General features: G+C 43.6%; 13 protein-coding genes and 1 pseudogene. 6 read left to right on the forward strand and 8 right to left on the reverse strand.

Translation table 11 applies throughout. The features are described 5' to 3' along the window. Position 1: 1 nt before the first annotated feature. Together BMX56_RS18505 and BMX56_RS30700 are read left to right on the forward strand one after the other, a co-directional pair. Positions 2 to 586 (forward strand): Crp/Fnr family transcriptional regulator, encoded by a 585-nt coding sequence (locus tag BMX56_RS18505; RefSeq protein WP_090651163.1) that lies wholly within the window; start codon positions 2 to 4, stop codon positions 584 to 586. 430 nt (positions 587 to 1016) lie between these two features. Further along, positions 1017 to 1454, forward strand: a pseudogene (locus BMX56_RS30700) (zinc-binding dehydrogenase); the annotation flags it as partial. Positions 1455 to 1966: 512 nt separating this feature from the next. Here BMX56_RS30700 and BMX56_RS18520 read toward each other — a convergent pair. Next, complete coding sequence (locus BMX56_RS18520) at positions 1967 to 2440, reverse strand: carboxymuconolactone decarboxylase family protein (protein ID WP_090651166.1); 474 nt, start codon at positions 2438 to 2440, stop codon at positions 1967 to 1969. Between the two features lie 295 nt (positions 2441 to 2735). After that, the gene (locus BMX56_RS18530; RefSeq protein ID WP_090651168.1) at positions 2736 to 4469 is read right to left on the reverse strand and encodes a glycoside hydrolase family 13 protein; all 1734 of its coding nucleotides are present in this window, start codon (positions 4467 to 4469) and stop codon (positions 2736 to 2738) included. A 210-nt stretch (positions 4470 to 4679) separates the two neighbouring features. Between BMX56_RS18530 and treA the strand changes: the two genes are divergently transcribed. Further along, entirely contained in the window at positions 4680 to 6272 is a 1593-nt protein-coding gene (treA, locus tag BMX56_RS18535; RefSeq protein ID WP_090651169.1) for an alpha,alpha-trehalase TreA, read from the forward strand. A 261-nt stretch (positions 6273 to 6533) separates the two neighbouring features. Here the strand turns inward: treA and BMX56_RS18540 are convergent, their stop codons facing one another. After that, positions 6534 to 8573 carry a glycoside hydrolase family 65 protein gene (locus BMX56_RS18540; RefSeq protein ID WP_090651170.1) on the reverse strand — a complete coding sequence of 680 codons (2040 nt, stop codon included), beginning with the start codon at positions 8571 to 8573 and terminating at the stop codon, positions 6534 to 6536. A gap of 17 nt (positions 8574 to 8590) precedes the next feature. Continuing rightward, complete coding sequence (locus BMX56_RS18545; RefSeq protein ID WP_218152452.1) at positions 8591 to 9838, reverse strand: vanadium-dependent haloperoxidase; 1248 nt, start codon at positions 9836 to 9838, stop codon at positions 8591 to 8593. 355 nt (positions 9839 to 10193) lie between these two features. Between BMX56_RS18545 and BMX56_RS18550 the strand changes: the two genes are divergently transcribed. From BMX56_RS18550 to BMX56_RS18560, 3 genes are all read left to right on the forward strand, one after another. Further along, entirely contained in the window at positions 10194 to 10958 is a 765-nt protein-coding gene (locus tag BMX56_RS18550; protein WP_090651172.1) for an SDR family NAD(P)-dependent oxidoreductase, read from the forward strand. A 121-nt stretch (positions 10959 to 11079) separates the two neighbouring features. Beyond that, the gene (locus BMX56_RS18555) at positions 11080 to 11988 is read left to right on the forward strand and encodes a helix-turn-helix domain-containing protein (RefSeq protein WP_090651173.1); all 909 of its coding nucleotides are present in this window, start codon (positions 11080 to 11082) and stop codon (positions 11986 to 11988) included. A gap of 109 nt (positions 11989 to 12097) precedes the next feature. Further along, the gene (locus BMX56_RS18560) at positions 12098 to 13027 is read left to right on the forward strand and encodes a GyrI-like domain-containing protein (RefSeq protein WP_143065470.1); all 930 of its coding nucleotides are present in this window, start codon (positions 12098 to 12100) and stop codon (positions 13025 to 13027) included. 7 nt (positions 13028 to 13034) lie between these two features. Here BMX56_RS18560 and BMX56_RS18565 read toward each other — a convergent pair whose 3' ends face one another. The 4 genes from BMX56_RS18565 to BMX56_RS18580 form a co-directional block, all read right to left on the reverse strand. Next, positions 13035 to 16373 (reverse strand): FG-GAP repeat domain-containing protein, encoded by a 3339-nt coding sequence (locus BMX56_RS18565; protein WP_090651175.1) that lies wholly within the window; start codon positions 16371 to 16373, stop codon positions 13035 to 13037. A gap of 8 nt (positions 16374 to 16381) precedes the next feature. Continuing rightward, positions 16382 to 19684, reverse strand: a complete 3303-nt coding sequence (locus tag BMX56_RS18570; protein WP_143065471.1) for a VCBS repeat-containing protein — start codon at positions 19682 to 19684, stop codon at positions 16382 to 16384. Positions 19685 to 19757: 73 nt separating this feature from the next. Next, on the reverse strand, positions 19758 to 21296 hold the full coding sequence (locus tag BMX56_RS18575) for a RagB/SusD family nutrient uptake outer membrane protein (RefSeq protein WP_090651177.1): 1539 nt from the start codon (positions 21294 to 21296) through the stop codon (positions 19758 to 19760). Positions 21297 to 21307: 11 nt separating this feature from the next. Beyond that, the gene (locus BMX56_RS18580; protein WP_090651178.1) at positions 21308 to 24322 is read right to left on the reverse strand and encodes a SusC/RagA family TonB-linked outer membrane protein; all 3015 of its coding nucleotides are present in this window, start codon (positions 24320 to 24322) and stop codon (positions 21308 to 21310) included. Positions 24323 to 24708 lie beyond the last annotated feature (386 nt).

Below are 24708 nucleotides of genomic sequence, written 5' to 3' on the forward strand. Positions count from 1 at the left end.
TATGATTTTCCATTTCAGAAATAAATTCCCCCAATTAAATCCTTTTTGGGATAAGTACCTGGAATATCAAAAACGGCTGGAGGTACCTGCTAAAACAATTTTGCTGGAAGAAGGAAAAGTATCACAGCACTATATTTTTATTGAGAAAGGCTGTGTGCGTACGTTTTTTTACAATAATGGGGATGATAAAACTGTACAATTCTTTTTTGAGGATGAAGGCCTCGCTTCGCTCGAAAGCTTTATCAATAACACGCCAAGCGCATTCACGGTTGAAACGATAGAGCCGTCAGTAGTCTATTTACTCCCCAAACAATACGTTACTCAATTGATGGATGAGCTAAGCCGGGAACCCGGTTTTGCACAAATGATATTACAGCTGTCTGCCGGCAGGCAAACCCATTACATCAACGAGTTTGTTTCTTTTATCAGGGATACACCCGAAGAGCGTTATCAAAAACTGTTGGACGAAAGGCCGCATATTGTGCAGCGGATACCGCAACATTATATCGCCTCGTACCTGGGTATCAGTAAAGTACACTTAAGCCGCATTAAAAGCAAGCTTGCAAAAGGTAAATTACATTTCTGAACTTGATAACATATGTTATCGTTGCGCTGCTAACGTTGCAGCTAATTTTGTCTTAACAAAAAATAAAAAGATGAAAGCAGCAGTAATGTATCAAAAAGGGGAATTACCTCAATATGTTGATTTTCCCCAGCCGGCAATTCAAAATAGCGATGAGCTATTGGTAACTGTAAAAGCCGTAGCCATTAAACACTTTGATAAAGGGCGTGCCGCCGGCAAACACTACTCAAGCGATGCCCCTGCGGCAAGCGGCCGGGTGATTGGGGGAGATGGCGTTTGCCTGTTGGAAGATGGAACCCGGGTTTATGGCATGGGTGTGAGTGGTATGCTGGCCGAAAAAGCGACCATTAACAAAGACCAGATAGTAAAAATACCCGATGGACTTAATGATGCTGCAGCGGCAGCCTTGCCTAACGCCGTAATAGGCGCGGCAATGGGTTTACGGTTTAAGGCCGGTATTAAGCCGGGCGATGTGGTGCTGGTAAATGGCGCTACCGGTTTTACAGGCCGGGTAGCCGTTCAAATTGCCAAACATTATGGTGCAAAAAGAGTGATTGTAACCGGCAGAAATCAAAAATCGCTTGATGACTCGCTCATGATGGGTGGCGATGAGGCGGTTTCTGTTTTGCAGGATGATGAACAATTTAAGGCCCGTATTAAAGCTATTCACGCACAAACCCCCATTGACGTTATTATAGATTACCTGTGGGGCCATACCGCCGAAATGATACTTGCTTGTTTAAAGGGCGATGGTTCATTTACAAACAAGGTACGGTATGTATCGGTTGGCAGCATGGCGGGCGATATCATACAGCTCTCCGCCGCCAATTTAAGGAGCGTCGATCTTCAGCTCACCGGGTCGGGGCTTGGCGCATGGTCAAAGCAGGAGGTTGGCCAGCTTTTTACCGGTATACTACCCGAAATGTTTGCCCTTGCAGCCGAAGGAAAACTCAAAGTGGATACTATCACCGTTACCCTGGAAGACATTGCCGAACTTTGGAATTTAGATGTACCGGACGGGCAACGCCTGGTTGTAACCATTTGATGCTATCCCGTTATTACAGAAGCAAAAAAACAAGGCAATAATGTATTGATTTTCAAATTAATACGCTAAAAGCTTCCGTATCTCATTATCTCATTCACTAACACTTTAACAACAACGCTATGATTGCTGCATTATTGATTGCCGCTTGGTCGGTTATCGTCCTGAAATTTCGGAATTCGGCAAGGGCTAAAAAATTAGTGCCCAGGTTTTTAAGGCGTAAACCAAAAACCGGATGACCGCCGATTTGAATTGTATTTATAAGCCCGGGTATCTTCAAAAGATAATAACCGGGCTTATTTAATTAAGGTGTTCAATTTGTTACCTTATGCTTTGCAAATTTATTGAACGGCGTGCGCGCCAACTTTGTACGTACCAACAGCAGCCACATTAGGGAATGCAAGGTTAACGCGGTTGTAGCTGTTAATGGTGATAACAGCCAAAGTTAAATCAACCAATTCTTCTTCAGTAAACTGTTCGCGGGCTGCCACGTAAATTTCGTCGGGTACGGGACCACCTGCAATTTTTGTCAAAGCTTCGGCCCATGCAAATGCAGCGCGTTCCCTATCGGTATAAAATGGAGCTTCCCGCCAGGCATTTAACATATACAGGCGTTGTTCGGTTTCGCCGTTGGCACGTAAATCTTTCGAGTGCATATCCAGGCAATAGGCGCAACCGTTAACCTGTGATACCCGGAAATAAATTAAATTTAAAAGCCTTTGCTCAACCGGCGACTTAGCCAGGTAGATGCCCAAACCATACAAAGCTTTCATAGCGCCCTGGCCTTTTTCAAAAACATTGAGTCGTTGTTTCATGGTGTTATTTATTGATGTTTTACTTATGCCCTAATAGCGATTGAGATGTGCGGAATAGGACATATGCTTAAAAAAATATGGCTATCCCCAATTAATTACATCCACCTGTTTTCCAATACCTGGACCTATAATCATGACACCGGCAAAGGCGACGGTGATTATCCAATAAATTTTTGTGGAGTTTATAGATCTCTAAAGGGCTGCAACGGAGACCCTGCCATTAGGTATAATCACATAAAATCCATGGCCGCCATAATCGCAGCCATGGGCAATCAAATAACTGATTTCAAATACTTTATTTCAGTTCGTAAACTACTGCTTCATAAGGTTTAAGCGTTCCGTTTGTTGAAGATTGGGGATAATTACCCAATAAAACACTGGCTTTGCTAAAATCTACCCCGGTGTTGGTTGTGGCCGCCTTGCTTGTAAAATTTAATAATACCAGCAATTTTTTACCATCCAGTTCCCTGGTATAGCTGTAAGTATCGGGGTTTTGGCCATCAAGCAGGGTGTATTTGCCATATACAAGCACCAGGTTGTCTTTACGCAGTTTTACAACCTTCCTGAAATAGTTAAGGGCACTATTGGGATCCTTTTCCTCGGCAGCCACATTAATGGTGGTGTAATTAGGATTTACCGCAATCCATGGTTTTCCGGTCGAAAAGCCGGCATTTTTGCGGTTGTTCCATTGAAAGGGTGTGCGGCTATTGTCCCTGCTTTCAAAACTCATACGTTGTAAATACTTTTGCATATCGGTGCCAAGATTTTTCTGGCGCTGGTATTCGTTCAGGGTTTGCACGTCACGATAGTCTTCTGCTTTACTAAATCCGGCATTGGTCATTCCCAGTTCGTCGCCATTATAGTAATAAGGGGTACCGCGCATGGTCATTAAAAACGTGGTCAGCATTTTTGACGATACCGCCCTAAACTCCGGGCTATCGTTGCCAAACCGGGTAACCAGCCTTGCCTGGTCATGATTGGCCAGGAAAATGGAGAGCCATCCTTTTGCAGCAAACGCGCTATCCCATTTGGTAAATATCTGCTTTAAATGCAACACGCTATAACCATCGGGTTTGGCTATGTCTACTGCTTCAAACGCATAAGCCATATTCAACTCATTCCTGTCGGCATCAACCAAATTGTGTGCATCTTCAAAAGTATTGCCGGCCCCTTCGGCTACGCTCATTACATTGTATTTGCTTAAAACCTGCCGGTTCATCTCCTGCAGGTAACCATGCAGGTTGCCCTGCATGCCGTAATACTGGGTAAAGTTTTTTTCGAACCCATTCGGGAAAGCCGGGAAGGTGGTATCTTTTGCCGCAAACTGGAAAGCATCCAGCCTGAAACCATCGATGCCTTTGTCGCCCCAAAACTTCATGATATTGTATACTTCCTGCCTTAGTTTGGGGTTTTCCCAGTTAAGATCCGGCTGCTTGCGCGAAAAATAATGCAGGTAATAGGCATTGGTAAGCGAATCATACCGCCACGCATCGTGGTTTACATCAAAAAGGCTGTAACGGTAAGGCGGCTTGCCTTTTTCGGCATTCCACCAATGGTAATATTCGCGGTAAGGGCTGTTGCGCGAGCTGCGGCTTTTTTTAAACCATTCGTGTTCATCGCTGCTATGGTTTACTACCAGGTCCATCACCAGTTTTATTCCGCGGGCGTGCATGCCCTTAAGCATGGCATCAAAATCGGCCATGGTGCCAAAATCTTTCATAATATCGCGGTAGTCGCTCACATCGTAACCGTTATCGTCATTTGGCGACCCATATATCGGGTTAAGCCAAACGGCGTCGACACCTAAACTTTTAATATAATCAAGCCTGGCAATTATTCCCTTTAAATCGCCAATGCCGTCGCCATCCACATCATTAAAACTGCGCGGATAAAGCTGGTAAACCACAGCCTCTTTCCACCATTTACGATCAAGGCTATCTTTACGGGACTGGCTGTTTTGGGCACAGCTGTAATTACCGCCCAATAGCAAAAAGGCAGCACTTATGATAAGCGTGTTAAAAATTTTCATGATGAGCAAATAACTAAACAGCAGCAGGTTAAATTGGCGTTCCTGGTAATAATGTTCAAGTTATAACAATTTATGCATGCTACAAAATATGTTTAAAAAACACAGCAAATTAATAGTGTTAACAATACACATTTATACTTAAAAACATTAAATTTATACATTATTATAAACCAATTGCCTTATCCTTAAAAAGGCACATCAATACGTTAAATGAGAAGACTTTTTTTACTCACGTTTTTATTTTTTACCCTTGGCGTTAAAGCACAAACGCTAACACCGCGGCAACAGTTTCCGGGCTTGTTTGAGGCTGTTCAGCTTGGCCAGATTTTTCCGGATAATAAAACTTTTGTAGATGCTGTACCCAAACAGGATCCGGCCATGATCATGAAAGCCTACCAGGACGAAAAGGATAAACCCGGCTTTGATATTAAAACATTTGTACTGGCACATTTTGATATGCCGGTATCACACAACTCGTTTCAAACAGATATTGAAGCGGGTATCCGCAAACATATTGACACTTTATGGCATGTTTTACAGCGCCGGCCCGATGAGGCCAAACCATTTTCGTCATCACTGGCTTTGCCAAACCCCTATATAGTACCGGGTGGCCGGTTCAGGGAAATTTACTACTGGGATTCGTACTTCACCATGCTGGGCCTGCAGGAAAGTCACCAGGTAAAGCTGATCCACAATATGGTTGAGAATTTTGCTTACCTGATTGATAAATATGGTTTTATACCCAATGGAAACCGGGCTTATTACCTTACCCGGTCGCAACCGCCATTTTTTGCCATGATGGTAAACCTGCTGGCAAAAAACGAAGGGGAGAAAGTATTGATTCATTTCAGACCGCAGTTGATTAAAGAATATCAGTACTGGATGCAGGGCTGGGAAGGTTTGGCTGCTAACCAGGCATCGCACAGGGTTGTGAAAATGGCAGGCGGCGAACTTTTGAACCGCTACTGGGATGAGAGCGATCAGCCACGCGAGGAATCATTTGTGCAGGACGTAACCGCCGGCAAAGAAACCCAACAACCGTTGCCACAATTTTACCATAACATCAGGGCAGCCGCAGCCTCGGGCTGGGATTTCAGTACACGCTGGTTTGATGCATCGGGCAAGCTGCCAACCATACAAACCACCAGCCTGGTACCTGTCGACTTGAATTGTTTGCTGTATAACCTTGAACTTACCATAGCCCGCAGTCTTAATCAAATTCAAAATGGAAAGCTGGCTAAGCTGTACAGCAAACGCGCCGCCCGCCGTAAAGCCGCTATTTTAAAATACTGCTGGAACCAAAAAACAGGCTGGTTCGATGATTACAACTGGCAGCTAAACCAGCTATCAACTGTGCCCACCCTGGCAGCCGAGTTCCCCTTGGAATTTAAAATAGCTACCGTTGAGCAGGCCCGCCTGGTTGCCGAAGGATTAAAAAACAACTTCCTGAAAGCCGGCGGATTGGTTACTACGCTCAACTTTTCGGGCCAGCAATGGGATGCACCAAATGGTTGGGCTCCCTTACAGTACATAGCTATTGACGGCTTGGAGAACTACCATTACAACGCGCTGGCCAAAGAAATTGCCACGCGCTGGCTGCGGTTAAACATCAGGGTTTTTAAACAAACCGGCAAACTGCTTGAAAAATACAACGTGGTTGATACCAAACTTACCGCAGGCGGCGGCGAGTACCCGCTACAGGACGGCTTCGGCTGGACCAACGGCGTACTGCTGCACCTGATTAACCGGTACCATATTGATACCGAACATGAAAGTAAAGATTTGCCGGAAAATCAGAATTGATAATTGTATGTATTATTCGTCTGTCGCGAGGTTTCAACTCGTGACACAATCTGGCTGCAGCTTTTAGCTGCACCGCGTTCAAATTAAGTGTATTTACAATTTGGTAAACGTAAGCTGGAAGCTTACTCCAAATTTACTCACGGGTTACGCTATGCTAACCCCGCGAGAGAGAAGTTGATTATGAGAATAATTGCAAAGCGGCGAAAGACTTACGAAGTTTTTTAAACTTCGTAAGTCTGGGTTTGTTCAAATGAAGAAACTTTATTTTATCGTATAAGTCGTTTTGTTAACTCCAACACCGGTTATCTTTAGCGATTTCCAGTTGGGTGGCAGCTTGCTTTTAACCTGTGTAATACCTGTGGGGGTTATATCCAAACCTCCAAAGCCCATGAGTAAGCTCTGGATAATACCGCCAGCGCCTGTTGCAAAATAGGGATTGGTACCACCCTTGGTTTCGGCAATTACGCGGAATGGCGGGTTGAGGTTTGGCTCGTAAGCGTCCTTGAAAAAGTGATATGCTTTATTGCCGTTACCCAGGCGGGCATATAGCAGGGCAAAAACAGCCTGGGTCATGGCCGGGGTTCCTTCGTTGGGTACACGGGTTTCGTAGTATTCCAGGTCTTTTTTAATCTGGCCGGCATCGGTTATCGTTTTCAACGGATAGGCCAGCAGGTTAACATCTGCCTGTTTAATACCTTCGCCGTTATAGGTGGCATGTTCGCGGGTTACGCCGTTATCCATTTTCAGGATGAGGATATTTTGCGCTACCAGCTGCCAGTCGGCATCCGCTTTTTCGCCTAATATTTTGGCAGCAGCAGCGGCGTTTTGCAGGTTGGCTATGGCGGCGGCATTGGTAAAAGCATTGTTATCAATATTTTCGGCCCACTCATCGGCAGCTACCACGTTTTTGATATCGTAGTGCCCGGGGCCGTTACGCTCAACCCGGCTTGCCCAAAAATCGGCAGTGGCCGATAGTATGGGCCAGCCTTTTTCGCGCAGCCATTGTTTGTCCTGGGTTACGCAATAGTAATTCCATGCTGCCAGGGCAACATCGGCAGTAATGTGGTGCTCAAACGGACCGCTCAAGGCCCAAACGGGGGTTTCTTCTACCCCGCTATCGGCACTTTCCCAAGGGAACATAGCCCCTTTATACCCATGCGAAAATGCATTTTTACGGGCGGCATCCAGGCGTTCAAAACGATATTCAACCATAGATCTGGCTATTTCGGGGTGTAGCACCAGCATAGCGGGATACATCCAGATATCGCAGTCCCAAAAAATGTGTCCGTTATAACCCAAACCCGAAAGCCCCATTGGCGACGGCGAATAAGCAGTACCCGCCCGCGAAAACGAATACAAATGATACAGCATGCTATGTACATCCTGCTGCGCCTGCGCATCGCCTTCAATTTGGATATCACTGGCCCACAGGTCGTCCCAGGCTTTGTTGTGGAATTTGATCAGGCGGTCGCGGCCTTCCAGTTTGGCAAAAATGGTAAGGCGTTCGGCCTCGTTTAACGGATCAGCATGGTGTGCCGAAGTTATAGACGAGCCTGTAACCGCATATTTATAGGTTTCGCCGGCAGCAACGGCTTTGCTGAATTTCATCAGGTGCATGTTATTATCCCACATTTCGTGAATAATACGCGGTTCCTGGCCATGCGGCTCGTTAAATAAAAACGAAGTGGACGCGCACAACTGCATTTTCCCTGTAGGACTTTTCGCTGTAGATGTTAACAGGCTGATGGTTACATGCGGCCTGTCAATTTCATTATAATAATTTTGAACTTCCTTTAAAGCATCCGGCGCTTCCATTACGCTGGCCGATGTAATATTGATGGCCTTTTTGGCTATAACAGATACATCCATCAATACGGTAAACGGCAATTGTCGCAGCGAGTAGTAGGTATATCTGATGGTAGCTTTATCACCATAATCAAACGTGGTGGTAAAGGCGGCATGCTGCATATCCAATTCCTGCTTAAAATTGCTGATGTTTTTGGCATCAATGCGGCGGCCATCAATCTCCAGGTACATGTTCAGCAGGTTAAAACTGTTTAAAAAATTGCTTACCCTGCCCCTGCCGTACAGGTCATATGCTCCTGCCAGTACCACATTTTTCACTTTAAAAGGCTCAGGTGCCGATACAATACCTATCATCCCGTTGGCAACGGTGATACCGTAATAATTTGCCGGGTCTATTTTATCTGCTTTAACCGTCCATGGGTCGGCACCCTGGGCATTTCCGGTCATCGGAACAACAAAAGCCAGCAATACCAGCCATTTTGATAGCTTGTTCATTATCAATATCGTATATATTATTTTTTCAATTGCAATTTTTTTACCACCAGCTGCCCAATTTCGGCACCTTGTTTATTGCCCACAACACAGGCGTTTTTAAAGTGGATGCCGCCCAACACCCGCGACATGGCTGCCGACTTCGCGGCTTCCCTGAATGACTTGAACGATAACGGCGCTATCCCAAATTCCATCTCCGACGAATCGGTATAGGCAAAATTATCGCCAAACTTGCTGGTGAGTACCTCAGCAGCGGCCGATGATATTACCGCGTGCCCGCTGCTGTATTCGGGAAAAGGTGGGGTTTGGATATACGGCCGCCAATCAGCATTAATGTATTTGGTGATAATAGTTTCGGGGCGTACGTAGTTTGAGCGGTATTTTAAATACCAGCAATTGATAAAACCATCAAATAAAGCAATGGCAGTTTCGGTGTAAACACTCACTGTGGTGTTAAAATCAAGCTTTTTGGCGCGGGTAACTGTTCCGGTAATATTCATCCAGTGGCCTCCCGGCGAAAACTTTTTGGTGGCAAATGAGGCATGGCCCACTACGTTCAGCTTAAATGCGTTGTCGTCCCAAAAATCGGCCTGGTGCTTTTGTTCGGTGGTAAGGCTGTCGACAATGTTTTTCACTTCAAGCGCCTGCAGGTAAAACCTTCCGTTTTTGTTTTTAACGTCAAAAGCCGGAGGATCTGGCGGGATTAATTGCGACGCAGAATCCAAAACCATTGGCCTTATCTCGCCCCAGTGTGCTTCCAGTGCCTGGGCATACATAGGCGGCGTCGGGATCCAGCGGCCATCCTGCTGTTTCACCGTAAATTTACTTGCCGACCGGGTTTTTAAATAATTATCGCCTTTGCTCCACTTCATGATAGATTTGGCCACTTTATTGGCATAATTTACCGATCCTTCAAACAAATCATCGGGCATGCCGGCATCTTTTGCTTTTTGTTTAAGCCCGTCTACATACTGGTCCATACTGCCTTCCGGAAACGTTACCGCATTGCCCACAAAGCAAAATGCCAGCAGCGATGCAAACTGGTAATCAACCGTGGTATCTTTTGAGGGCTTTGGTGTTGGCGGCAAATGTTTGATTTGGCCGGACAGCGACCTGAAATGCGCCGGATCGCCGGCCGCGATAACCTGGTAGGCTGCGATATTGGCATACACATAATTACGTGAAGCAGTAACCGGCGGAAAGTTGTTCTCCAGCACAATATCGTTTAATTTCTTTACGGTAACACGGTACAGTTCAGGATCGTGCATTGTTTTTTGGTACTCGGGCTTTTTGCAGGAGGAGAGTAAAAATAGCCCGCCCGCAATACAAATTAGAAAGGATCTCATAAATTATAAAATAGGTTAAAAAACAAGCCGGACAAAGAGGATAATCCTGCTGTTTTTTGCATTGATTGACAGCTAATATAGGCTTTTATATGCTATACTACGCTATAAAAAAGGGGGTTTTTATGTGATTTTTTGCTGGAATTTAAGCTACCCAAATTTAATTAACCATTACAAGGCTGCAGCTTCAATATCATTTGAATTGTACAAGTAACGGATTGATTATTACAAACGATTGCAATGCTAATAATGGCAATTTTGTATCATAAAAATTATCAAAATGGAGAGTAAAAATAAAATAGCCTTAGTAACCGGTGGCAGCCGGGGCTTAGGTAAAGATATGGCGCTTCGGCTTGCCGAAAAGGGTATTGATGTGATACTTACCTACAACAGCAAACTGGCAGAGGCGCAAGATGTGGTTAACCAAATTCAACAAAGCGGCAGAAAAGCGGCAACGCTACAACTCAATGCCGGCGACATTAAAAGCTTTGCCGCTTTTACTGATCAGGTTAAAGATATTTTAACCAATACTTTTGGTGCAAACCGCATTGATTTTTTGATTAATAACGCCGGCATCGGGGGATATAAATTGATTGAAGAGGTTACCGACGAGTTTTTTGATGAGCTGCTAAACATTCATTTTAAAGGCGTTTATTTTTTAACGCAAGGCTTAATTCCACTGATGAATGACGGCGGGGGCATTGTTAACATATCCAGCGGTTTAACCAGGGTATCTTTTCCACGATCGTCGGTTTACGCTGCTATGAAAGGAGCCGTTGAAGTATTTACCCGTTACCTTGCCAAAGAGTTAGGTTCAAGGGGCATCAGGGCCAACACTGTGGCACCCGGCGCGATAATGACAGATTTTGGCGGCGGGCACTTCCGGGCAAGTGAAGAAACACAAAAACAAGTAAGTTCGGTAACGGCATTAGGCCGGCCGGCTGTGGCCGAAGATATTGGCGGCGTAGTGGCCTTTCTATGTACCGAAGATGCGCGGTGGGTAAACGGGCAACGCATCGAAGCTTCGGGCGGCATGCTGGTATAATAAAACTCAATGAAAAAGCAGGTAGTACCTGATTGAATAGTGTACCCTGCTTTTACCTGCCGATAATGGCAATTGCCGATAACAATGCATTAATTGCTAACTTTAAATTTCGGAAAGCAGCATGATTACCACTACATCCCTCGAAGATTTTTACCACCGGAACGGCGCGCCGTTTCACGGTGGGACGAGTAAAGAGCTTGGCCATTTCAATGTATTTGAAGCCGAAAAGTTGTTTGATAAAGCGACCGGAGAAAGAATAATGCCTTACAGCCGCAGGGCATACTACAAAATTAGCTGGTTAAGAGGCAAAAGCAAGGCCGAGTATGCCGATAAGGTAATAGATATACAGAAAAACGCCCTGCTGTTTGCCACACCAAAAATCCCCTATCGCTGGCTGCCCGAAGACGGCAACCAAACCGGTATGTTTTGCATTTTCACGTCCGATTTTCTTTCGCCAGGCAAATCAGCCGTATTGTTGGATGAATTGCCCATATTTCAACCGGGGCAGGTACCGGTTTTCCAGGTTTCTGAGACAGAGATAAACGAAATTGAATACATTTTCAGGAAAATGCAGCGGGAGCTTGATGCCGATTACCAATATAAATATGACCTTTTACGCACCCTGGTTTTAGAACTTATACATTACGGGCAAAAACTACAGCCCATGTTGGCCATGAGTACCACGCAAAACGCATCCGAAAGGATATCTTCCTTGTTTATCGAATTGCTGGAACGGCAATTCCCGCTTGAGCCCCCACACCAAAAACTTGGTTTGCGAACCGCCAAAGATTATGCTGACCGCCTGGCTGTGCATGTTAATCACCTGAACAAGGTACTAAAAGAGGTTACAGGTAGTACCACGACCGAAATTATTAGCAACAGGATAATACAGGAGGCTAAAATATTGCTAAAACAAACCCATTGGAGCGTAAGCGAAATTGCCTATGCACTGGGTTATGATGACCCTGCCCATTTTTCTAAAAACTTTAAAAAACAAACATCGTTTACCCCTGTGGCGTTCAGATCATAGGGAAAAATATTTGCCTGCTTTTTATTTGGGTATACCATCGCTTATTTGCGTTTCGAATGCCGCGCATTGGTCCATTATATTTAAATTTGGACGCCCCTTTATAACCCAAATGAAGAAAACCGTACTGATAATTTTTGCCGCTGTTGTAGTTATTGCAGCCCCTATATATTTTATAATCCCAGCTACTCTAACCGTAAGCAACCAGCTAACCATCGAAGCATCGGATGGCGTGGTGGCCAAATTCCTTACCCATCAACAACGTTGGGACAAATGGTGGCCTGGCACAAAAATCAATGAAAACCAGTTTGCTTATGACGGGGTACAGCTCACCATCAATAAAACCACCAACGGCGGTGTAAATGTAGATTTGCAACAGGGCAGTTTTAAAATTAATGCTGATATTAATTATTTAGCGGGAGATTTTTCGGCAAAAGTAACTTTGGTGGGCAAAAAACAAAGCAGCATGAACCCGATACAACGGGTAACAGAATATTTTGCCGCGCGCGGCCTGCAAAATAAAACCCGGCAGGTTTTAGCCCGCTTCAAAACATTTTTGGAAGATCAGAAAAATGCCTACGGTTATAAAATTTACATAAATAAAGTAACAGATCCATTTTTACTAACCAAAACTGCAAGCACAGCCACCTACCCCGACATGCAAAGCATCTATAGCAGTATCGAAAACCTGAAAAAGGAAGCTATAGCTAAAGGAGCCAAAATGACTAATTTCCCGATGTTGAATATCACCCAGGTGGGCAGTAAAGAATACCAGGTTAGCTATGCTATCCCCATTGATAAAAAAATAACGCCGGGTAAAGGATCGATTATCAACAACCTGGTAATGGGTGGCAATTTACTGATAGCCGATGTAAAGGGCGGCCCCAATACGGTAAACGATGCCTTTGAAGAAGTAAGAATGTATATGAAAGATCATAAACTGGTAGCTCCTGCCATGCCTTTTGAATCGATGGTGACCGATAGGTATCTTGAAAAGGACACCTCAAAATGGGTTACCAAAATATACTCCCCCATATTTTAAAGGATAATTATTGAGTAACCAGCATCAGCCTGCCATCATAAGTTACGATCAGGTAATTGGTGGATGTGGCCCTTTTTATAGTACTGATGAACGGGAGCTCCTGGAAATTAAAGGCCGCATTCACCATATAGCCGGGTGCCGAAAACTTTTTTTGATTTTTATCATAGTGCAGACCAACCAGGCCTAACGCATCGTACTTACCTTCGTAAGGTACCACGCCCCAAAAGTTGCCGTTCAACAGCAAATCCCCGGCTTTGTTATTCGCACGCATAATTGACCGAATGGGCGCCTGCTGGTATTGATAAGGCAAGGGCTCAAATTTGGTGGCATGCAGCACATCGCTCACAAAAATACTGCTGAACTGATTGGCGGTTAAACGGTTTTCTTCATCCAGTTTATCTTTAAATATTTCGGCGGTGGTTTTATCGGCCATTTTTTGGTAGCTCAGCCATTCCTTTTTCAGATACGGTAGTTCCTGCTCCAAATCGTTTTTAGGGCGAAATGGATAGTATTGTCCTTTTACACAATAGGATAGTATCAAATCGTTTTTACCATCTTTATCCAAATCGCTATTGTAAGCATACAAGGGCTGTTCTGCCGATACATTGTATTTATTGTTGGTTCCCCAATTACCTGCTACCAGGTCGGCTTTGCCATCGCCATCCACATCGGCCACCATTACCGATTGCCACCAGCCCTTTTGGGCTTCCAGCACCGGTGATGAAAATTTACTCAGCTTTTTGCCATCATTCAAAAATAGCTGTATGGGCTGCCACTCGGCGGTGATTACCAAATCGGGTTTACCATTGTGGTCAATATCGGCTGTAACTATATCCGTTACGTACTGAATGGCAGTAATATCATTGTACTGTTTATCATGACTCACCTCGAAATTCCCGTTACCCTTGTTAATCAAAATGGTCGACGGGCGCGGTGCGGTATAGTTGGTATAAGAAATGCTGCCCGTTAATAAAACATCATTCCGTCCATCTCCATTAAAATCAAACACGGCTATTTTAGCAGTTTGATTAACTATTTTGGGTAATGCCTTATACTCGAACCGGAAATTTCCTTTGTTAATGTACAAACGTGGCGGCAGCAACTTATCACTTTCCTGTAAGGGGTGATTGGTGCTAATCACCAGTAAATCGGGTTTGCCATCATTATTAACATCGGCCCAAACAGCCTGTCCATCGCCGTAATCTTTAACCTGGTTAAATTCAGGTACCGCTACTTTGTTGTAGCCGCCGCTTTTGTCGCCAGCCAGCAGGTATTTTTCTTCGCCGGCAAAGCCGCCCACGTAAATATCATCAATACCATCGCCATTAACATCGGCCACGGCAACAGCAGGCGTGTGCGGCAAATAAGTATGTGGCAACAGCGAATAGTAATTAAAATCGGGCGTATCAAAGGGTTTTAACCTTGCCAGTAACTTAGCCTGAACCGGCGTATAATCAAAGGGTTGCTTATTACTGATAAATGTATTTATTACCGAGGACACATCGCCGGTTGATTGCGTTTGGTCGCTGTCAAATTTTATTACTGTTTTAGTGCCCGGCTTAAAATCCCTTATCAACTGCCAGCTGTTATCCGGCCATATTACCAACATTTCCTGCGGCTTATCGCCCGGCAGAAAGGTAAAAAGCAACTCGCTGCTCAGGTTGCTCGCATAAGCATTACTGGTTTGAATTTCCTGGTGGTCCAGTTGCTTACCCGATTTCAGGAAAAACCTGGTACCAATACCATCCGGATTAGCTTTGGTATATTTAACAGCATATTTCAAATATGCCGGGTTATCTTTCCCCCTACCTTCCATGGTGGTATTATTGTAAATGTAAGCCTGCTCATCCATGTTGTTGGTTACAATCTCCAGGTCGCCGTCATTATCCAGATCGACGGCTACCGAGCCTGCCGAGATTGACGGCTTTTGCATATCGTTGTTAAAAGATGCATCGGTGAATTTTAGCATGTCATCGCCATGGTAAAAAAAGTTGTGCACAGCACCATCGGGCATCATATTGATTTTATCCTTATCAAATACCCGGCTGTTTTTGTATTCCTGCATCACTTCAGGATTGCCCAGGTATTTCAGGTAATCCATATCGTTAAGGCGTTTTTTTATTCCGTTGCTAAAAAACATATCCTTGCGGCCATCCATATCAAAATCCTGCACCAGGGGCGACCACGTCCAATCGGTAGCCGATACCCCACCGTATAAGCTCATATCAACAAACTTATTGCCGCTGCCAACATTAAGCTGCAGGCAATTTTTTGAGTACTGGTAATAATACCCGGCATTAACTTCCTGGTTGTAAATATCCAGTGGCTCGTCATTTATGGTCGACCGCAGTGCTTTCAAATCCTCGGGCAACATATCGGTGGTGAGCACGTCCAGGTGGCCGTCCTTATTGATATCGCTGATGGTGTTACCCATCGAGAAGAGGCTGGTATGGCCAAAAGCACTTTTTAGCTGTTCCTTAAAAGTGCCATCGTGCTGGTTGATGTAGTAATAATCCTGTTCAAAAAAATCGTTGCTTACATAAATATCGTCCCAGCCATCATTGTTCAAATCGCCAATGCTAAGGCCAAGGCCATAGCCTATCGGGGCGCTGTAAATGCCCGATTTGGCAGTAACATCGGTAAAATGCCCATTATCGTTCCTGAAAAAATGGTCGCCTGCATCGTGGCTGTATTTAAACCTTAAGGTAGAATCGCCATAGGTATCGTTGCTATGCACCGATGAGGTAAGCAGGAACATATCCAGATCGCCATCTTTATCATAATCAAAAAAAGAAACCTGGGTGGAGAAGCCCGCAAAATCGAGCCCGTATTTGGCGGCAGATTCGGTAAACGTCAAATCGCCGTTGTTAATGTAAAGCTGATTTTTACCTTTAAAGCCTTTATAGCCCGATACTACCGATACATAAATATCTTTAAGCCCATCGCCATTGATATCAACAACTGTTACGCCGGTTTTCCAGTTACCTGTACCCGCTACGCCCGCTTTGGCGGTAATATCCTGAAACTTTAATTTCCCTTTGTTAAGGTAAAGTTTATTGGAACCCTGGTTAGATACAAAATACAGATCCTGCAGGCCATCGTTATTAAAATCAGCAGCAGCTACACCCGCGCCGTTATAAAAATACAGGTAATCAAGAATGTTAACAGAATCGGAAACGATATTTTTGTTTACAAAATCCAACCCGGTTTCATTAGCAGGTAATAACTTAAAAACGCCCTCGCCCGCCTTTTTAGGTTTGCAGGCCGATAAGAAAACCGTCACCATAAAACAGCTCCACAACAAAAACTTCGCCGGCAATGATCTGTATATTTTGTAAAACAACATTTTGAATATTAACGGAGTTTATAAGCTTTTAAAGGTTCGTCATTGATGCCAAACAGGTAGTATTTGCCTCCCGATAGATTTTTTATAACCAGCGACGACCGTACCTGCCCGCGCAAATCAAACCCTGTTTTTGCCGGGGGCAGATAGGTAAAGCCATTTTTGTTATATTGATAAACCAGGCCGCGGTTGGCATCAAGCCGGCCTATCTCGGGCTTAAAGCCATAAAAATTGCCGGCCAAAATTATTTTAGTGTTACCTGCGCTACCCATATCATCGCACAAAATGGTGTTCAACATAGATAACTGTGCGTCGGCAGGCAGCAATTTACAGGTAAATTTTTTGCCGTTATTTAAAAATACGGCCGATGCTAAAAAGTTCATCTCGTGGGTTTCGGCACCTTCCAGCATCTCGGGGGTAAATACTTCATTAAAAGGTTTACCGGCATAATCCACATATTGCAGGAAGCGTTTTTTCAATATCGGCAGTTGCCCAACCAAATCGGGCTTCATATGAAAAACATAGCTAATATCATCGCCGCGGTACATAGATGTTACGCATTCTTTTGTGCCATTATTATCAAAATCTTTAATATAAATCTTCATCGGCTCGGTAAACGATGCCCTGAATTTGGAGTTTAACCCGATGTTGCCGCCAATAATATCCAAGTGGCCATCACCATCTACATCGGCTACTTCCAGGCTGCTCCACCAGCCTTTGTAATTTGCCAGTTGCGTATCTTCAGTAAATTTGCCCTTGTTGTTCCTGAAAATGCGGATGCCCATCCAGTCACCGGCTACAATTAAATCGGGGTAACCATCTTTATCCAGGTCGGCCCATTTGGCCGATGTAACCATGCCCAGTTTGGTATCCTTGCCTAATACCGAAGCAGATACATCGGTGAAATGGCCATTACCATCGTTATGAAAAACATATGATTGTGGTGAACAGCCGTAAAGCCCGGGCACACTCCTGCCGCCAATAAATAAATCGGGGTGGCCATCGCCATCATAATCTGCCGATACAATCATCGACGCATTAACCGCTGCATGTAATGTACGGCTTGCATCACGATGGAAGTTCCCTTTGCCATCGTTTTCATAAAACCGGGGGAAATATACAGGCGTACCTGCTTCATCGGCATTGCCCCCTACCCCAATGATGAGATCCTGGTCGCCATCGCCGTCAAAATCGGCGAATACGGCACCAGCATTTTCAAGGTAGTTTTGTTTAGCCAAATCATCGGGGATGGTTTGTTTAAAACTGCCGTTTTTTTGTTGTATGTAGATGGCCGCAAATCCGTTTTTCGAACTGCCAAAATAAAAATCAGTTAAGCCATCGCCATTCACATCGGCGCTTGCCATATAAGGATTTTCGGTAGATAGCATTTGCAGCATCAGCCGCTCGTTATCAAAATCGATAAAATCATCTTCCTTGTGTTTGGGAATGCTATCAAACACGGCTTTGGTTACATCGGCAAATAATGATTTGATTACCGGCTTGTTCCAGTTATAATTCAAATTTGCGTTGACTTGTTTGCATGTATAAACGCTATCGCCTTTAAGATTTTTAACGAGCTGGTATTTACCGCCCGGCCAGATTACCTGGAGCGAATCGACCTGTTTATACTTACCTATACCAATAGTAAGCAAATTGGGCGATGTGCAGCTTTGAAAACCACGGGTGGGCTGGTTATAATAAATAAGCGCGCTGCCTTTCATAAAGGCTTTGATGGTTGTGCCCACACCAAAAGTATTTAACCCACTACCTTTTAGTTTTAATTGAATAAAGTGGTTGCCGTTCCTTTCGGCGTTGCTTTTATACACATATAAAGGCATGTTTACGTTATTAACCACCAGGTCATTATCGCCATCGTTATCCAGATCGGCATAGGCAGCACCATTACTGAAGGAAGGTTTATCTAAACCAAAATCGGCAGCTTTATTGCTGAATGTGAGGTTGTGGTTATTAAGATAGGCGTAATTTGACAAAGGCGTTGATACCATTTTATCTGTAAAATCCTTAAAATCAAACTTTTTACGCCCCGCGGCTATTTTGGCCATGTTATCCCTATTGCCCAAAAATTCGATATAATCCTGGTCGGTAAGGTCTTTGTAAATTCCGTTGGAGATAAAAATATCTTTCCAGCCGTCGTTATCCATATCAAACATCAACGCTCCCCAGCTCCAGTCGGTAGCGGCTATACCCGAGTAAAAAGCAGTTTCGGAAAATGTTCCGTCGCCATTATTTACCTGCAGGCAGTTTTGCATATACTGATTGTAATAACCATCGTGCTGTTTGGCCTTGATTACATCGTACGATTCAAACGAGGTCATTTTTTTGAGGCGCTTATCGCCTTCGGGCAGCATCTCGGTAGTAAAAATATCATACTGGCCATCGTTATTAATATCGGCAATGTCCGAGCCCATAGATGCCAGGCTCAGGTGGCCGGTCTCGTTTTGGATATCCTCTTTAAAAGTTCCGTTTTTTTGGTTGATGTAGAGGTAATCGCGTTCAAAAAAATCGTTAGATACATAAATATCCGGGTAGCCATCCTGGTTAACATCGGCCACGGATACCCCAAGGCCAAACCCTATATCGCTGGAGAAAATACCGGCCTGTTGCGTAACATTGGTAAAATGGCCGCCATCATTACGGTACAAACGCGCGCCGCCCAGGGGGTCGACAACCTCGCGCAGGTTTTTGCTAAAATCAAAAGAGCCAATTGGCCTGAACGAGTTATTCAACACAAAGCAATCCAGATCGCCATCGTTATCATAGTCAAAAAATATGGCCTGGGTTGATAAACCATTATCTACCAGGCCATATTTTTCGGCCTCTTCTTTAAACGTGCCATTGCGCTGGTTAATAAATAATTCGTTCCCTTTTTCTTTACCACGGGCGTTGCCGCTGTGGCAAACATAAATATCCAGCCAGCCATCACCATTAATATCAACCATAGTTGCGCCGGTGCTCCAATATTTGGTGCCTTTTACCCCTGCTTTGGCGGTAACGTTTTCAAATTTCCAGTTGCCTTTATTTATAAAAAGCTGGTTACCCCCGGTATTTGAAGTAAGGTAAACATCATTAAGCCCATCGTTATTAACATCGCCAATGGCAACGCCGCCGCCGTTATAATAGTTGCGGTAGCTAAATACGTTGGTGCGGTCCTGATCGGTTAACTGGTTAATAAAAGTTATGCCTGTTTCATCGTTGGGTTGTAATGAAAACAACGTGCTTTTTTGGCCACCGTTACAACTCCATAATAACACAACTCCTGCAAAAACAAAAGACCACTTTTTAAATAGCATCATATCATCAGCAAAAAACAAACGTAGCGGAAAATTTCCGCTACGTTCTGTTATAAATCAAATAAACCCCAATATATTAATAACCTGGATTTTGTTTAAGATTAGGGTTGGTATCCACAGCACGCTGAGGGATAGGGTACAAAGTTTTTGATTTATCTGTCTTTAACGGACGCTGATCAACCGGATCATTGAATTTTTCAAAACGGATCAGGTCATTCCTTCTCCAACCTTCGTAATAAAGTTCGCGGCCACGTTCGGCCAGCATAGCTGCAGCATCAACACTTGCCAATGGAGTAGCTCCGCGCGGTACGCGAATAGCGTTTACGATAGCCAGTGCAGTTTGCCCGCTTGGATCGGTACCACCACGCATAATGGCTTCTGCTTTCTCAAGCATAACATCGGCGTAACGTAATATTACATAGTCATTATCTTCGCCGCTGTCGGTAACTGTTCCGTCAGCATTCGGGTGCGGAAAGTATTTGAATACCCTGATACCTTGTGCTTCTGTTGAATAATTTAGATTTACATCGGGAGTAAAAACAAGTGGTTTTCCACCGCGTTGCTTTAAAGCTACGCCCTTAGGGCCATATTGCTGGCCAACAGCAAACCCTGCTCTTAAACCAACTTTGTCGGTAAGTCCCGGATAATCAACACCTCTACGCTCGTCTGTAGCTTCAAATGATTTGTAAAAATCAGCCAGCGTAGTAAAGCCATTCCATCCATCGGGTGTTTGGTTGTAATGCAAGCCCATCTTCCAACGATTTTTGGCCGAGCCTTGTACTTTATCTACTGTATTATAGATACCAAAGATGTTTTCATGCGATTGAGTAGTGTTATCCCAGGCAAAGTCCTGGAAGTATTTGCCGGCCGGTTCCAAAGAATAACCAGCAGCAGTAACTTTGTTTGCATACTCAATAACTTTATCCATATCGGCTTTTGCAAACGTAAAGGGCCCGCCAACTGTAGTTGCTGTATAAACAGCTTTATTTAAATAAACTTTGGCTAAAAGCGCCTCTGCTGCGGCTTTGCTGGCAATGCCGATATTAGCAGACGCACCTAATTTTGATTCCGCAAACTCCAGGTCGGCTATAATAAATGCGGTAGCTTCTGAGCGGCTGTAAACTTTAGGAATAGACGAGTTTGAAGCATTGGGATCGCGAAAAGGGGCCTGGCCATACAAGTCAACTATCTGGAACATAAAGTATGCACGCAAAAAGCTGGCTTCAGCCTTAATCTGGTCTGTAGTTGCTCTTGAAATAACCTGCGTAGCACGAAACACCCCGATATTTAATTGGTCCCAGGTATCATTAACCTGGTTGTGTGAAGGCGTCCAGGTATGAGTGTGAAGTTTGCGCCACGTACCAAAGTCTCCCCAATCGGTACCACGTGTCGGCCCCATCATTTCGTCTGTAGGATGCTCTTGTAGAGCATAAGTATTTGCCTGATCTGATTGTCCGAATAATTGTGAATAAACGCCGTTAAGATCGGCAGCGCTTGCCGCTCCGCCATTGTCAATAGACTTGGAACCGTAAACGGTCTCGTCTAACTTTTTGCAGCCCATAGTGCTCAAAAGTAGGAGACTACAGGTAACTGCTATTGATGTAATTTTTTTCATACTAATTTATATTAAAAACTTGCATTTAAACTTAATGTAAATGTGCGTGCGCTTGGATAAGAAGTATAATCTATCCCTCTTGAAGGCACACCATTTCGTTCCTTATTGGTATTAATTTCCGGGTCAAGGCCACTATAACCGGTTATCAGGAAAAGATTTTGGCCGGTGACTGCAACACGCAGTGATTTGATTGCCATTCGCTTAACCGGGAATGTGTAACCCAGAGACGCGTTGCTCATTCTTAAAAAATCGCCTTTTTCAAGGAAGCGTGATGATACTTCGCCAGAGTTTAAAGGATTTTCATTGGTTGAAGCAACTGCTTTTGTCACGTTACGGCCGCTAACAAGGTTACCTTTGTAAAAGAATGCGTTGGCTGTGTTATTGTAAATATAAAAGCCTGTTTGTGCATTCAGGAAGAAACTTAACATCCAGTTACCATATGTAAAAGTGTTATTGATACCAGCAAGGAAGGTTGGAAGCGGGCTACCATGAGGTGTTGCCGCATCAATACCATTTGGATAGATACCAAATCCATTAGCGTCCAAGCCATTATACTGAGATACGTTAAACTCATACAACGGATATCCGTTTCCGAAAAACTGTGCATATGCACCGGATAAGCCCTGGCCATCTATGTTACCGGTTATTACGTTGCGGTTACCAAAGTTTTCGATGCGGTTTTTAACAAACGTCATGTTATAATTAATATCCCAGCTGAATTTTTTACCCTGAACAGCTTGCAAAAGCAAACCTACTTCTACACCTGTGTTACGCACGTTACCTGGCAAATTAACCCAATACCTTGTACTGGCAGCTGGCTGTGCTAAATCCTGTAAGAAAAGGAGGTTTTTTTGAGATTTATTAAAATAATCAACCGTACCAGATATCCTGCCGTTAAGTATGCTGAAGTCTATACCGGCGCCATAGGCTGTTTGGGTCTCCCATTTCAAATCGGGGTTTGCTGCATTTAACGGCGTGCTTGATGTACCGTAATAATTAAGTTGCCTTAAAGCAAGCGATGCATATGACGGAAACTCCTGGTTACCTGTTTGTCCATAATTCAACCTAAGGCTTAAATCGTCAAATATTCCTTTGGGAGCAAAGCTTTCATTGCTGATACGCCATTTTGCTGCCAACGCCGGAAAATTACCATATTTATGATTGTTACCAAAACGGCTTGAACCGTCTCTTCTGAGCGTACCTGTTAAGATATATTTATCTTTATATGAGTAGTTAACGCGTGCAAAAAAAGACTGTAACCTGTAACTACTACTATCACCAACCGGGTAAGCCAAATGATTTTTGAAATCATTATAGTTTTTAACAAACTGACCAGAAGTTGCAGTTCCCCAGCCAAAATCGTTACGGCTGTAGTTTTTATAGTTTGAATATGAATAACCGGCCAATGCAGTTAAACTACTATTATCAGAAAACTTCTTTTCGTAATTTAACGTGTGTTCGGTAATAATACTGGTAAGTTCGGTATGCTGCAGAATACCCCGGCCATTACCGGTAGCAGAAGGTACATTAAAATCCCTGATGTTGGTTTGATCTGTAAAACCAACTATTGTTGGATCATAAAATGTTTTTCTTAACCCACGGGAAAGATCCACTCCTATATTTCCCTTGTATGTTAAGCCCTGTACAAGTCTTACAGTAAGCGTTAGGTTGTTAAGAAAACGGTTAATATTGTCCCTGTCATCTATCTGGTTAAGCATTGATACAGGGTTTCTGAAACTGTTATTTTTCGGAAATCCCTGGTCATCGTATCCGTTGATATCAAAATACCTTCCCTTATCATCATAAACAGGTATAGTAGGGTTAGTTTGCAAAGCAGCACCTATTAAGCTTCCGTTAAAACCGGCGTTATTGGTGATAGGCGCAAACTGATCCTTTACATTTGAATACAACGATTGCAGATCGAACTTGATACGGCCGCTAAATAATGATTGAGAAGCATTTAAACGTGCATTAAAACGCTTTAAATCGGTTTTTTTCACGATACCTTGCTGATCATCATATCCTGCAGAAAAACGGTAATTACCTGTGTTATTAGCCCCGCCAAATGCTATGTTATAGTTTTGAGAAATGGCTGTTCTCAAAATTTGATCTTGCCAGTTGGTGTTGCCTTTGTAGTCAACCGAAGTAGCGTCCGCACCAACACTCGCAACGGCTTTCAGGAAATCTTCCCTGCCAAGCAAGTCATAACGTTTTGCCGCATTGGAAACGCTTGTACTTGCGCCAAATTGAATACCTGCACCTTTACGGCCCTTACGGGTTGTAATTAAAATAACGCCGTTTGCACCGCGCGAACCATAAATAGCAGCAGAGGATGCATCTTTTAATATACTGATATTCTCGATATCGGCAGGATTAATAAAGGCTAAAGGGTTACGGGCTGAAGAACTACCTGCGCCGCTATCATAACCACCTGCTGTACCACCGTTATCAAGAGGAACACCATCCACTACGTATAATGGATTATTACTTGAACGAATAGAACTTGCGCCACGGATGTTAATAGTTGCACCGGCACCTGGCTCGCCACTTGAAGGGGTAACCTGTACACCGGCAATTCTACCTTGTAACAATTGTTCAGGCGTTGCAATAACACCCTTGTTGAAATCCTTAGTGCTTAACGAAGCAACAGAACCTGTTGCATCCTTTACTCTTTGCGATCCGTATCCAATAACTACAACCTCGTTTAATGCTTTACTGGAGGCATCCATCGTAACATTAATTGTTGTGCGGCCATCAATATTAACAGTTTGACTAACATAGCCAACATACGTTAATACCAAAACGGTAGCGTTCCCGGGAACTGAAATACGATATTCGCCCTCGGTGTTGGTTATCGCGCCACCCGGGGAGGTTAATGAAGTTTTAACTGATACCCCTATTAACGGAGATCCATCTTTCTTGTCAGTTACTTTTCCGGTAATTATCTTATTCTGGGCCATAACGGGCACCGAGAAAAGATAAATTACGGCAAAGAAACATACTTTGAGTAAGTGTTTAAATTGCATAATTACAGAGATTTAGTTGAATTGGTTTAATTAACTGGTTTAGACTTTTTGGGCTAATAAAAATGACCTTTCAAATTAGCGACCGGCATATGTTGTAAGTATTTTCAATTGAGATCTTGAAAAAAAATACTTAATTAAACGTTAAAAATTCTCGTTTAAAACCAATTCAAAATGGCGTCACTGAGAACTAACTAACAATACTGGCTACTGAAAATGTAATGGTTTATAATATTACACCTAAAAATCTTATGCAATTTAGTTATTAAAGCAGTAGAAAAATGTGATGTAGGACACAAGATTGGTAAAACGCGGATAATTTTAAATTTATATAAACATTTTCGCTGTTTTTATTTTTTACATACCTAATTATCAGGTACTTAAAAAAC

The organism is Mucilaginibacter sp. OK283, assembly GCF_900110415.1.
Lineage (GTDB): Bacteria > Bacteroidota > Bacteroidia > Sphingobacteriales > Sphingobacteriaceae > Mucilaginibacter.

What these genes read in the sequence shown, in the direction of transcription:
- BMX56_RS18505 (WP_090651163.1), top strand. Translation starts at nt 2, where the DNA reads ATGATTTTCCATTTCAGAAATAAATTCCCCCAATTAAATCCTTTTTGG.
- BMX56_RS18520 (WP_090651166.1), bottom strand. Translation starts at nt 2,440, where the DNA reads ATGAAACAACGACTCAATGTTTTTGAAAAAGGCCAGGGCGCTATGAAA.
- BMX56_RS18530 (WP_090651168.1), bottom strand. Translation starts at nt 4,469, where the DNA reads ATGAAAATTTTTAACACGCTTATCATAAGTGCTGCCTTTTTGCTATTG.
- treA (WP_090651169.1), top strand. Translation starts at nt 4,680, where the DNA reads ATGAGAAGACTTTTTTTACTCACGTTTTTATTTTTTACCCTTGGCGTT.
- BMX56_RS18540 (WP_090651170.1), bottom strand. Translation starts at nt 8,573, where the DNA reads ATGAACAAGCTATCAAAATGGCTGGTATTGCTGGCTTTTGTTGTTCCG.
- BMX56_RS18545 (WP_218152452.1), bottom strand. Translation starts at nt 9,838, where the DNA reads ATGCACGATCCTGAACTGTACCGTGTTACCGTAAAGAAATTAAACGAT.
- BMX56_RS18550 (WP_090651172.1), top strand. Translation starts at nt 10,194, where the DNA reads ATGGAGAGTAAAAATAAAATAGCCTTAGTAACCGGTGGCAGCCGGGGC.
- BMX56_RS18555 (WP_090651173.1), top strand. Translation starts at nt 11,080, where the DNA reads ATGATTACCACTACATCCCTCGAAGATTTTTACCACCGGAACGGCGCG.
- BMX56_RS18560 (WP_143065470.1), top strand. Translation starts at nt 12,098, where the DNA reads ATGAAGAAAACCGTACTGATAATTTTTGCCGCTGTTGTAGTTATTGCA.
- BMX56_RS18565 (WP_090651175.1), bottom strand. Translation starts at nt 16,373, where the DNA reads ATGTTGTTTTACAAAATATACAGATCATTGCCGGCGAAGTTTTTGTTG.
- BMX56_RS18570 (WP_143065471.1), bottom strand. Translation starts at nt 19,684, where the DNA reads ATGATGCTATTTAAAAAGTGGTCTTTTGTTTTTGCAGGAGTTGTGTTA.
- BMX56_RS18575 (WP_090651177.1), bottom strand. Translation starts at nt 21,296, where the DNA reads ATGAAAAAAATTACATCAATAGCAGTTACCTGTAGTCTCCTACTTTTG.
- BMX56_RS18580 (WP_090651178.1), bottom strand. Translation starts at nt 24,322, where the DNA reads ATGCAATTTAAACACTTACTCAAAGTATGTTTCTTTGCCGTAATTTAT.